The sequence below is a fragment of the Monashia sp. HAY1-2A genome, from assembly GCF_056755315.1.
Genome location: NZ_JBNDHY010000053.1, coordinates 1 through 11525 on the forward strand (window position 1 = coordinate 1; position 11525 = coordinate 11525).

Consider the following 11525-nt stretch of genomic DNA (forward strand, 5'->3'; position numbering starts at 1 on the left):
TCCGTCGTCGGCAGCGTCAGATGTGTATAAGAGACAGGGTGACAACCCCCCGTTCCGCCTCTACGACACGTCGGGACCCGGCAGCGTGCCCGAGGAGGGCCTGCCGCCGCTGCGAGCCGGGTGGATCGCCGAGCGCGGCGACACCGAGGAGTACACGGGTAGGGAACGCGTCCTCGCCGACGACGGCCGCACGGCCGTGCGCCGTGGGGCGGCCTCCCTCGAGTGGCGCGGCACGCGTCGCAACCCCCTGCGCGCCAAGGGGAGCCGCCGAGTGACCCAGCTGGCCTATGCCCGCGCCGGTGTCGTGACCAAGGAGATGGAGTTCGTCGCCACCCGCGAGCGTTGCGACGCCGAGCTCGTCCGCAGCGAGGTCGCCGCGGGACGCGCGATCATCCCCGCCAACGTCAACCACCCGGAGAGCGAGCCCATGGTCATCGGGCGGGCCTTCCTCGTCAAGGTCAACGCGAACATCGGCAACTCCGCGGTGACGAGCTCGGTGGCCGAGGAGGTCGAGAAGCTGACGTGGGCCACCCGGTGGGGCGCGGACACCGTCATGGACCTGTCGACCGGCGACGACATCCACACGACCCGCGAGTGGGTCGTGCGCAACTCACCGGTCCCGATCGGCACCGTGCCGATCTACCAGGCCCTGGAGAAGGTCGACGGGGACGCGTCACGGCTGTCGTGGGAGGTCTTCCGCGACACGGTCGTCGAGCAGTGCGAGCAGGGCGTCGACTACATGACCGTCCACGCCGGAGTCCTGCTGCGCTACGTGCCGCTCACGGCCCGTCGGATCACCGGCATCGTCAGCCGGGGCGGGTCGATCATGGCCGGCTGGTGCCTGGCCCACCACGAGGAGAACTTCCTCTACACCCACTTCGACGAGCTGTGCGAGATCCTCGCCCGCTACGACGTCGCCTTCAGCCTCGGCGACGGCCTGCGGCCCGGCTGCACCGCCGACGCCAACGACGAGGCCCAGCTGTCCGAGCTGCGCACCCTCGCCGAGCTGACGAAGCGGGCCTGGGACCACGACGTCCAGGTGATGGTCGAGGGCCCGGGCCACGTGCCGCTCGACCTCGTCAAGGAGAACGTCGACCTCCAGCAGGACTGGTGCCACGGCGCGCCGTTCTACACCCTCGGCCCGCTCGCCACCGACGTCGCACCGGGGTACGACCACATCACCTCGGCGATCGGCGCCGCGCACATCGCCTGGCACGGCACGGCGATGCTCTGCTACGTCACGCCGAAGGAGCACCTCGGCCTGCCGAACCGCGACGACGTCAAGACGGGTGTCATCACGTACAAGCTCGCGGCGCACGCGGCGGACCTGGCCAAGCGCCACCCCTACGCGCGCGACTGGGACGACGCCCTGTCGCGCGCGCGTTTCGAGTTCCGCTGGGAGGACCAGTTCAACCTCTCCCTCGACCCGGAGACGGCGCGCGCGTTCCACGACGAGACGCTGCCCGCCGAGCCGGCCAAGACGGCGCACTTCTGCTCGATGTGCGGCCCGAAGTTCTGCTCGATGCGCATCAGCCAGGACGTCCGGCGCTACGCGGCCGAGCGGGGGCTGACCGACGACGACGCCGTGGCGGCCGGGCTCGCCGACAAGAGCCGCCAGTTCCTCGACCTCGGCGCGTCCGTCTACGTCGAGGCACCCTGACCGAGGCCGGCGCCTCCCCCGGCTCGTCCCGTCGGGTGGGCGCGCGCTCGCACCCGTCACCGCTCCCGCGTGACGGCCGGGTGCAGCGCCCACTCGACGGGGGCCGCCATGGACAGGCCGACGGTCCCGCCCGGCGCCTCACTACAGTCGGTGCTGTGTCACCCCGATCCGTCATCGCCAGCGCCCGACGGCTCGTCGTCAAGGTGGGGTCGAGCTCGCTGACGGGCCCGGACGGCGGCATCGACCACGAGCGGCTCGTCGCGCTGTCCGACGCGCTCGCCGGCCGCCACGCCGACGGGACTCAGGTCGTCCTCGTCAGCTCCGGCGCCATCGCGGCCGGCATCCACCCCCTGCGCCTCGGCTCCCGCCCGCGCGACCTCGCCACCCAGCAGGCCGCGGCCTCGGTCGGCCAGGGCGCCCTGCTCGCCGGGTACACCGCGGCGTTCGGCGCCCACGGCATCACCGTGGGGCAGGTCCTGCTGACCGCCGACGACGTCACGCGGCGGACCCACTACGCCAACGCCCGCCGCACCCTCGAGCGCCTCCTCGACCTGGGCGTGCTGCCCATCGTCAACGAGAACGACACCGTCGCGACGTCGGAGATCCGCTTCGGCGACAACGACCGTCTCGCCGCCCTCGTCGCCCACCTCATCGACGCCGACGCGCTCGTCCTGCTCTCCGACGTCGACGCGCTCTACGACGGTCCGCCCTCGCGGTCCGGCACCACCCGCATCCCCCTCGTGCGCGGTCCCGAGGACCTCGTCGGCGTCGAGATCGGCGGCAGCGGCTCGAAGGTGGGCACCGGCGGCATGACGACGAAGATCGAGGCGGCCCGCATCGCGACGGCGGCCGGCGTCGTCACGACGGTGACCGCCGCCGCCAGGGTCCTCGACGTCCTCTCCGGCGGGGACGTCGGCACGGTCTTCCTGCCGATCGGGGTCCGCGGACGCTCCCGCCGGCTCTGGCTCGAGCACGCGACGACGGCACGCGGGCGTCTCATCGTCGACGACGGCGCCGTCGCGGCGCTCGTGCACCGCAAGAAGTCGCTGCTGCCCGCCGGCATCGTCGCCGTCGAGGGCGCCTTCCACGAGGGCGACCCCGTCGACGTCTGTGGACCCGACGGCACGGCCGTCGCGCGCGGGCTCGTCAACTACAGCTCGGCCGAGCTGCCTGCCCTGCTCGGGCGCTCAACACGGGAGCTGGCCCGCGACCTCGGGCCCGAGTACGAGCGCGAGGTCATCCACCGCGACGACCTCGTCGTCCTCTGACGCTCCTCTGACGCTCCTCGAGCACGGGACCGCGGAGGGCTCGCGGACACGCGAGCGGCCACGCGTCCGGTGGACGCGTGGCCGCTCGGTCGCGGGTCAGTGGTGGGTCGCCGTCTCGGCGCCGACGCCGGTCAGCGAGCGGACCTCCATCTCGGCGTACTTGGCGGCGTTGAACTCCCGGCTCGTCACCGTGCCCACCCACCCGAGCAGGAAGCCGAGCGGGATGGAGATGATGCCCGGGTTGTCCAGCGGGAACCAGTGGAAGTCGACGCCCTGGAGCATCGAGGGGCTCTTGCCCGTGGCCGGGTCGACCGGCTTGCCCGACACGACCGGCGAGAACACGATCAGGGTGATCGCGCTGACGAGGCCGCCGTAGATCGACCAGAGTGCGCCCCGGGTGTTGAACCGCTTCCAGAACAGCGAGTAGAGGATCGTCGGCAGGTTCGCGCTCGCGGCGATGGCGAACGCGAGCGCGACGAGGAACGCGATGTTCTGCCCGAGGGCGAAGATGCCGCCCACGATGGCGATCGCACCGAGGACGAGGGCCGCCATCCGCGCCACCTTGACCTCCTCCTCCGGCGTCGCCTGCCCGTCGCGCACGACGGTGTTGTAGACGTCGTGGGACAGCGACGCGCTCGCCGTGATCGTCAGACCGGCGACGACCGCGAGGATCGTCGCGAAGGCCACCGCGGAGATGATGCCGAGGAGGATCTCACCGCCGAGGTGGAAGGCGAGCAGCGGCGCGGCCGAGTTGACGGCGCCGGGCGCGGCCTTGATCTCCTTGGCCCCGACGAGCTCGGCGGCACCGAAGCCGAGGACGAGGGTGAACAGGTAGAAGATGCCGATGAGCCAGATCGCCCACACGACCGAGCGGCGGGCCTCGCGCGAGGTCGGCACCGTGTAGAAGCGCATGAGCACGTGCGGCAGACCGGCCGTGCCCAGCACGAGCGCCATGGCGAGGGAGATGAAGTCGATCGGGTTCTTGTACTGCAGCCCCGGCGAGAGGAGGTCCCGCGTGGCACCGTCGGCCGCCTTGGGCGCCGCCGCCGCCGCGTCACCGAGCAGCTGGGACAGGTTGAGGCCGAACTTGCCGAGCACCCACAGGGTCATGATGCCGGCGCCGATGATGAGGAGCACGGCCTTGATGATCTGCACCCACGTCGTGCCCTTCATGCCGCCGTAGATGACGTAGAAGATCATGATGACGCCGACGACGGCGATGACGACCCGCTGGCCGACCGCGCCCTCGACGCCGAGCAGGAGGGCGACGAGGCCACCGGCGCCGGCCATCTGCGCCAGCAGGTAGAAGAACGACACGACCAGGGTGGAGATCGCGGCCGCGATGCGCACGGGACGCTGGCGCAGCCGGAAGCTGAGCACGTCGGCCATCGTGTACTTGCCGACGTTGCGGAGCAGCTCGGCCACGAGCAGCAGGGCCACCAGCCAGGCGACGAGGAAGCCGATCGAGTAGAGGAAGCCGTCGTACCCGTTGAGGGCGATGGCTCCGGCGATGCCGAGGAAGCTCGCGGCCGACAGGTAGTCGCCCGCTATGGCGATGCCGTTCTGGCGACCGCTGAAGGCGCGCCCGCCCGCGTAGTACTCGGCGGCGCTGCGGTTGTTGCGCGAGGCGCGGATGACGATGGCGAGGGTGACGACGACGAACAGGGCGAAGATGCCGATGTTGATCGCCGGGTTGCCGACCGTGGTGGCGGCGGGCGCGAACGAGACGACGGTGGCGGACGTGGCGACGGCGCTCACTTGTGGTGCCCTCCCATCTTCTGGGCGAGGGCCTCTGCGGCGGGGTCGAACTCGCGGTCGGCCCAGCGCGCATAGACCATCGTGATGACGAAGGTCGAGACGAACTGGAGGAGGCCGAGGACCAGGCCCCACGTGATGTTGCCGACCAGGCGCGTGGACATGAACCCCTTGGCCCACACGGCGAGGAAGACGTAGAGGAAGTACCACGCGAGGAACAGCGCGGTCAGGGGGAACACGAAACGGCGGAACTTGGTTCGCAAAGCGGCGAACTCGGCCGAGTCCTGCATGGCGACGTTGGGGTCGTCGGCCACACGCGGCGGAGCTTCTCTGCTCACGGGCCACCTCCGGATGACTGGCCTGGCGACGAGGCCTGGCGTTGGGCGGGTCGGTGTGCTCGCAGGACGACGAGGACGGCCGGAGCTCGCCCGGGCAGGTCGTGAACCGACGTCGCTGTCGTTCCGCTCGCCGGTCACGGGACCGGCGACTGCAAAGGTAGGAGCGTCCGGGCCGTCACGGATCCTCCGGCGTTCCGGACGTCGCCGAGCGGCAGCACCGGCTCGCCGTGCGCGGACTCACCCGCGACGAGCGGCCACGTTCGTGCGCTGAGCGGTCGACCCGACGGGGTGGAACGACCCGCGGTCCAGGTGCAGGTGCTCCGGGGCGTGCAGCCGCACCATGGTGCGCGCCACGTGCTCCGGGCGCCGGGACCGGGTCACGACCGAGGCCGCGACCATGGTGGCGAAGGCGGCGGGCACGGTGACGGCGGCCGGCTGGCTCATGACGACGCCGAGCCACCCCTGTGTCGCGATGCCGAAGGTCGTCGCGACGACGGCGACCATCGAGAGCCCACCGCCGACGACGAGACCGCAGATCGCGCCGGGAGCCGTCAGGCCGCGCCACCAGATCCCGAGGACGAGCATCGGGCAGAACGTCGACGCCGCGACGGCGAAGGCCAGCTCGACGGCGTGGGCCACCGGCACGCCCGCCGAGGCGACGGTGAGCAGGACCGCGAGGACGACGGCGATGACGGTGGAGACGCGGAAGGACGCGATGCCCTGCCGGTGCCCGGACCCCCACCGGACGAGGTCCTGGCTCAGGACGCCGGCCACTGATACGACGAGGCCGGTCGAGGTGGACAGGAACGCGGCGAACGCGCCCGCTGCCAGCAGCGCGGTGAGCCCCTGCGCGGCCGGTCCCTCGAGCAGCCGACTCGGCAGCTGGAGGACGACCGAGTCGGCGCGGCCGCTGGCGACGAGGTCCGCGGCGACCGAGCGCCCGAGCACCCCGTAGAGCACCGGCAACAGGTAGAACCCGGACAACAGAGCCAGGACGACGAGGGTCGTGCGACGCGCGGCGCGTCCGTCGCGGTTGGTGTAGAAGCGAACGACGACGTGCGGCAGCCCCATCGTGCCGAGGAACGTCGCGAGGACGAGCGAGTACGTGAGGTACAGCGCGTTCTCCCCGCGCAGCGGCTCGACCCAGTCCGCGACGTCGAGGGTGCCGACGCCGGTCGAGCGGTCCCGGCTCGCGAACGCCCCGACGAGGAAGAACAGCGGCGTCAGCAGGGCGACGAGCTTGAGCCAGTAGTGGAACGCCTGCACGAGCGTGACGCTGCGCATCCCGCCCGGCAGGACGCTCAGGCACACGACGAACGCGACGACGAGCTGACCCACCCACGACGGTGCCCCGGTGAGCGTCCGGAGAGTCAGGCCCGCGCCCTGGAACTGCGGGATGAGGTAGAGCACGCCGATGCCGACGACGAGCAGGCTCGACAGACGCCGGGCGGCGAGCGACTCGAGGCGCAGCTGCGCGAAGTCGGGCAGGGTGTAGGCCCCCGACCGGCGCAGCGGCGCCGCGACGAAGACGAGCAGCAGCAGGTACCCCGCGGTCCAGCCGACCGGCAGCCAGAGCATGTCGACACCACGCGCCACGATGAGGCCGGCGACGCCGAGAAAGCTCGCTGCAGAGAGGTACTCGCCGCTGATGGCCGACGCGTTGAGGACGGGGCTGACGCCGCGGGAGGCGACGTAGAAGTCGCTCATGGTACGCGACAGGCGCAGCCCGAAAGCCCCGACCGCGAGCGAGGCGAGCGACACGACGACGACCGCCACGATGCTGACAGCGCTGTTCACCGGCTCGCTCCTCAGCGGCCGTCGAGGAGGTCGCTGAAGCTCTCCTCGTTGCGCTCGGCCTGACGGACGTAGACCCGGCCGAGCACGAGGATCTCGGCGAAGGCGACGACCGTGAGGAGCACCCACGGCACCGGCACGCCGAGCACGTGCACGCGTCCGAGCTCGGGCCACAGCCGGAACAGCAGCGGCAGCCCACCGAGCGTCACGGCCACCACGGCCGCCACGCCGAGGGCGAGACGCAGCTGGCTGCGCATGAGCGAGGTGATGTAGACCTCGCCGAGCGGCGTCTGCTCGTCGATCTCCGAGGCGATCGAGGTCGCCCGCGTGCGGGCCGCCGCCGTGCGTGGGCTGGTGACCCGGACCCGCGACGGCGGGGCGGCGTCAGGGGTGCCCGGCCCGAGCGGCGTCACGTCCGGCCCCGGGGCTGGGCCCGGCGGACGAGCACGTCGCGCAGCGCGCGCGTGTGCCGGCGGCTGACGACGAGCTCGTGGCCGCCCACGACGACGGTCGTGCGCCCGGACTCGGTGCGCCACTCGGTGATGTGCGCCAGCGACACGAGCGAGGACCGGTGGATCCGCACGAACCCCGCCTCTCGCCACTGGTCGGCGAGCGTCGTCAGCGGGACCCGCACGAGGTGGCTGCCTGTGGCCGTGTGCAGGCGGGCGTAGTCGCCCTGCGCCTCGACGTACAGCACCTCCGAGCGCGGGACGAGCCGGCTCACGCCGGCCAGCTCGACGACGATGCTCTCGTCCGGTGCCGTGGGCAGGGACGGGGCGGACCCCTCCCCGTCGAGCCGACGCACGACCTTGCGGACGGCCTGGTCGAGGCGGTCGTCACGCACGGGCTTGAGCAGGTAGTCGACGACGTTGAGCTCGAACGCGTCGACCGCGTGCTGCTCGTGGGCCGTGACGAAGACGACCGGGGGCTGGGTCGTGAACCGCGCGAGGACCCGGGCGAGGTCGAGGCCGCTCAGGCCCGGCATCTGCACGTCCATGAAGATCGCGTCGACCTGCTGGTCGTGCAGGACGCGCAGGGCCGCCTCACCGGACTGGGCGGGCACGACCTGGCTGACGGACGCGTGCCGCCCGAGCATCCACACGAGCTCGTCCAGCGCCGGCGCCTCGTCGTCGACGGCCAGCACCCGCAGGCCTGGGTCGTTCATCCTCGCCTCACACGTGCACCCCGGGCCTGAACTTCGGAAGCCGGACGACGACCTTGGTCCCCGCGCCGCGGGCGGTCTCGACGACGAGACCGTACTCGTCTCCGTAGGCCGCGCGCAGCCGCTCGTCGACGTTGGCCAGGCCCACCGAGTCGCTCGCCGGGTCGCCGGACAGCACGCGGCGCACGCGCTCGGGATCCTCTCCGACGCCGTTGTCCTCGATCGTCACGACGCACTCCTGGTCGACGTCCTGGGCAAGGATGCTGATCTCCCCCGGCCCCGCGCGGCCCTCGATGCCGTGACGCACGGCGTTCTCGACGAGCGGCTGGAGGCACAGGAACGGCACGACGACGGGCAGCACCTCGGGCGCGACCCGCACGGTCACCGTGAGCCGGTCGCCGAAGCGGGCCCGCTCGATGACGAGGTAGGCCTCGATCGAGCGCAGCTCCTCGGCCAGCGTCGTGAACTCGCCGTGCCGCCGGAAGGAGTACCGGGTGAACTCGGCGAGGTCGAGGAGCAGCTCACGGGCCCGCTCCGGGTCGGTGCGGGTGAACGAGGCGATGGCGGTCAGCGAGTTGTAGACGAAGTGCGGGCTGATCTGGGCCCGCAGCGCCCGGACCTCGGCCTCCATGAGGCGGGTCCGGGACGCGTCGAGCTCGGCGAGCTCGAGCTGCCCGGACACCCACCGGGCCACCTCGTTCGTCGCGCGGACCAGGCTCGCCGAGGCCTGGTCGGTGAAGACCTGCAGGGTGCCGACGACCTTCTCGTCGACGTCGAGCGGCGCCACGACGGCCTGCCGCACGATGCACGAGGGCTCGGCGCACGCGACGTCCGGACCCCCGACGACGGTGGCCCGGCCGTGCTGGAGCGTGCCGGCCGCGACCGGCACCGGCTGGGTGGAGTGGTGCGCCTTGCCGCCCTCCCAGGCCAGCAGCCGGGTCGTGTCGGTCATCGCGACGGCCGGCGCACCGAGCAGCGAGCGCAGGTGCTTGAGCGAGCGCTCCGCCGACTGGGGCGTCAGGCCCGCCCGCAACGGCGGCGACGCGAGCAGCGCCGTGTGCAGCGTCCGGTACGCGGCGCGGTCGGCCTGCGTGCCGAGGTGACCGCGACGCAGCAGCGCGCCCCACGAGCTCATGCGCCCACCCTACGGGCGGACCGTCAGGCGTCGCCCGGTTCCTCGTCGCGCAGGTGCCAGAGGCCGGAACGACGCTCGGCGTCGAGCTCCTCCTGCGTCGCAGCGCGGGCGGCGTACCGGTCCCGCATCGCCTCGCGCTTCTCGTCGCGCGTCGGGCGGGCGCTGTCGGCGAGGCGCAGGTCGCTGCCGCGCACGCCAAGGAGCTCGGCACCGGACTGCAGCGTCGGCTCCCAGTCGAAGACGACGGCGTCGTCGGTGGCGCCGATGACGACGGTGTCGCCCGCGACCGCGCCGACCTTGTACAGCTGCTCCTCGACGCCGAGGCGCGCGAGCCGGTCGGCGAGGTAGCCGACGGCCTCGTCGTTGCTGAAGTCGGTCTGGCGCACCCAGCGGACCGGCCGCTCGCCGGTGACCCGGTAGAACGGTCCGTCGGGGCCGTTCTCCTTCGTCACCGCGAAGCCCTGGTCGTCGACCGACCGCGGACGCAGCACGACCCGCTTGGGCAGGGCCGCCTCGGCCTCGATCTCCTTGCGCGCCGCCTCGACGTGGCGCGCGAGGGCGTACGTCAGCTCGTTCAGGCCCTGGTGGGCGACCGCCGACACGACGAACACCTCAAGGCCGCGTGCCTCGAGGTCGGGCTTGACCAGCTCCGCGAGCTCGCGGGCCTCGGGCACGTCGGCCTTGTTGAGGACGACGACGCGGGTGCGCTCGGAGATGGGGCGGCCGCCGAGGTCGGCGTCGGGCACGTAGAGCGACAGCTCGTTCTCGATGACGTCGAGGTCGGTCATCGGGTCGCGCCCCGGCTCCAGCGTCGCGCAGTCGATGACGTGGACGAGCACCGAGCAGCGCTCGACGTGGCGCAGGAACTCCAGGCCCAGGCCCTTGCCCTCGTGGGCACCGGGGATGAGTCCGGGCACGTCGGCGACGGTGAAGCGGCTCGAGCCGGCCGTGACGACGCCGAGGTTGGGAACCAGCGTCGTGAACGGGTAGTCGGCGATCTTCGGCCGGGCCGCCGACAGCACCGACACGAGCGAGGACTTGCCCGCGCTGGGGAAACCGATCAGGGCGACATCGGCGAGCGTCTTCAACTCGAGGACGACGTCGATCTCCTCCCCCGGCTCCCCCAGCAGCGCGAAGCCCGGCGCCTTGCGTCGGGTCGACGCCAGCGCCTTGTTGCCGAGCCCGCCCCGACCACCGCGGGCCACGACGTGCTCGGTGCCCATGCCGACGAGGTCGGCCACGATGCCGCCCGACGCGTCCTTGACGACCGTGCCCTCGGGCACCGGCAGGACGAGGTCGGCGCCGTCGGCGCCATTGCGCTCGTCGCCCGCACCGGGTGCGCCGTTGCCGGCCTTGCGATGCGGGTGGCGGTGGTAGTCGAGCAGCGTCGTGGCCTGCGGGTCGACGCGGAGCACGACCGACCCGCCGTGCCCCCCGTTGCCGCCGTCCGGCCCGCCGAGCGGTTTGAACTTCTCACGGTGGACCGACGCGACACCGTGGCCACCGTTGCCGGCTGCCAGGTGCAGCACGACACGGTCGACGAAGGTCACTGCCATGGGTTCACTCTTCCAGATCGGGGTGGTCGGCTCGGTGGGTCACGCGGGCCGGATGCGGCGGACATGCGAAAGGGCGGGCCAGCGCGGCCCGCCCTTCCACGAGGTCTGCTGTGACAGGAGCGTCACTCCGCAGCGGCAACCTCGACCGGCTCGATGTTGACGGTCTTGCGGCCGCGCCTGCTGCCGAACTTGACGGCGCCGGCGACGAGGGCGAACAGCGTGTCGTCGCCACCGCGGCCGACACCCTCACCCGGGTGGAAGTGCGTGCCGCGCTGACGGACGAGGATCTCGCCCGCGTTGACCTGCTGGCCGCCGAAGCGCTTGACGCCGAGTCGCTGTGCGTTCGAGTCACGACCGTTGCGGGTCGAGGACGCACCCTTCTTGTGTGCCATGTCGTTGCTCCTTGTGAGGTCTGTGTCGGCCCGGTCAGGCGTCGATCGCGGTGATCTTGACCTGGGTCAGCGGCTGGCGGTGGCCCTGACGCTTCTTGTAGCCGGTCTTGTTCTTGTACTTCATGATCGTGATCTTCGGGCCCTTCGCGGCCTTCACGACCTCGGCGGTGACCGACGCCTTCGACAGCTTCGCGGCATCCGACGTCACGGTCGTGCCGTCGACGAGGAGCAGCGGCGTGAGCTCGACGGCGTCGCCGGGCTGACCCGTCACCTTGTCGATGAGCAGGACGTCGCCCACCGAGACCTTCTCCTGGCGACCGCCAGCGCGAACAATCGCGTACACAGTGAAACTCACTCTCTTCGTTCAGGGGTGGATCGCCACTTTCGGAACCGGCCCGTCAACACGGGCCCGGTGGGCGCACCAAGGATCAAGACTACCGGCTGGGGCGGTGCTGCTCCAAACCG

The 11525-nt window shown here is 71.9% G+C and carries 11 protein-coding genes; 2 read left to right on the forward strand and 9 right to left on the reverse strand.

Features of this window, described 5'->3' with window-relative positions; all coding sequences use genetic code 11:
• Both thiC and proB read left to right on the forward strand, forming a co-directional pair.
• Window positions 1-1660, forward strand: a 1660-nt coding sequence (thiC, locus tag ACPYOM_RS10035; protein WP_481345817.1) for a phosphomethylpyrimidine synthase ThiC, incomplete at its 5' end; no start/stop codon positions are given.
• Window positions 1661-1815: 155 nt separating this feature from the next.
• Window positions 1816-2928, forward strand: coding sequence for a glutamate 5-kinase (gene proB, locus ACPYOM_RS10040; protein ID WP_481345818.1), 1113 nt, complete (start codon window positions 1816-1818; stop codon window positions 2926-2928).
• A gap of 96 nt (window positions 2929-3024) precedes the next feature.
• Here the strand turns inward: proB and ACPYOM_RS10045 are convergent, their stop codons facing one another.
• The 9 genes from ACPYOM_RS10045 to rplU form a co-directional block, all read right to left on the reverse strand.
• Window positions 3025-4686, reverse strand: a complete 1662-nt coding sequence (locus ACPYOM_RS10045) for a solute symporter family protein (RefSeq protein ID WP_481342088.1) — start codon at window positions 4684-4686, stop codon at window positions 3025-3027.
• The gene (locus ACPYOM_RS10050) at window positions 4683-4973 is read right to left on the reverse strand and encodes a DUF485 domain-containing protein (RefSeq protein ID WP_481342098.1); all 291 of its coding nucleotides are present in this window, start codon (window positions 4971-4973) and stop codon (window positions 4683-4685) included. The genes ACPYOM_RS10045 and ACPYOM_RS10050 overlap by 4 nt, the downstream gene beginning before the upstream one ends.
• A gap of 285 nt (window positions 4974-5258) precedes the next feature.
• Window positions 5259-6818 (reverse strand): sodium/solute symporter, encoded by a 1560-nt coding sequence (locus ACPYOM_RS10055; RefSeq protein WP_481342087.1) that lies wholly within the window; start codon window positions 6816-6818, stop codon window positions 5259-5261.
• Window positions 6819-6829: 11 nt separating this feature from the next.
• On the reverse strand, window positions 6830-7228 hold the full coding sequence (locus tag ACPYOM_RS10060) for a hypothetical protein (RefSeq protein ID WP_481345819.1): 399 nt from the start codon (window positions 7226-7228) through the stop codon (window positions 6830-6832).
• Window positions 7225-7980 carry a LytR/AlgR family response regulator transcription factor gene (locus tag ACPYOM_RS10065; RefSeq protein WP_481345820.1) on the reverse strand — a complete coding sequence of 252 codons (756 nt, stop codon included), beginning with the start codon at window positions 7978-7980 and terminating at the stop codon, window positions 7225-7227. The genes ACPYOM_RS10060 and ACPYOM_RS10065 overlap by 4 nt, the downstream gene beginning before the upstream one ends.
• A gap of 7 nt (window positions 7981-7987) precedes the next feature.
• A complete protein-coding gene (locus tag ACPYOM_RS10070; RefSeq protein WP_481342083.1) occupies window positions 7988-9112 on the reverse strand; it encodes a sensor histidine kinase in 1125 nt (374 codons plus the stop codon).
• 23 nt (window positions 9113-9135) lie between these two features.
• Window positions 9136-10668, reverse strand: coding sequence for a GTPase ObgE (gene obgE / locus ACPYOM_RS10075; protein WP_481345821.1), 1533 nt, complete (start codon window positions 10666-10668; stop codon window positions 9136-9138).
• Window positions 10669-10790: 122 nt separating this feature from the next.
• Window positions 10791-11060, reverse strand: coding sequence for a 50S ribosomal protein L27 (gene rpmA / locus ACPYOM_RS10080; protein WP_481345822.1), 270 nt, complete (start codon window positions 11058-11060; stop codon window positions 10791-10793).
• Window positions 11061-11094: 34 nt separating this feature from the next.
• Window positions 11095-11403, reverse strand: a complete 309-nt coding sequence (gene rplU, locus ACPYOM_RS10085; protein WP_481342097.1) for a 50S ribosomal protein L21 — start codon at window positions 11401-11403, stop codon at window positions 11095-11097.
• Window positions 11404-11525: the final 122 nt, after the last annotated feature.

Excerpts from the sequence above, each read along its gene's own strand:
- obgE (WP_481345821.1), bottom strand. The coding sequence starts at position 10,668 with ATGGCAGTGACCTTCGTCGACCGTGTCGTGCTGCACCTGGCAGCCGGC.
- rpmA (WP_481345822.1), bottom strand. The coding sequence starts at position 11,060 with ATGGCACACAAGAAGGGTGCGTCCTCGACCCGCAACGGTCGTGACTCG.
- ACPYOM_RS10065 (WP_481345820.1), bottom strand. The coding sequence starts at position 7,980 with ATGAACGACCCAGGCCTGCGGGTGCTGGCCGTCGACGACGAGGCGCCG.
- ACPYOM_RS10050 (WP_481342098.1), bottom strand. The coding sequence starts at position 4,973 with ATGCAGGACTCGGCCGAGTTCGCCGCTTTGCGAACCAAGTTCCGCCGT.
- ACPYOM_RS10070 (WP_481342083.1), bottom strand. The coding sequence starts at position 9,112 with ATGAGCTCGTGGGGCGCGCTGCTGCGTCGCGGTCACCTCGGCACGCAG.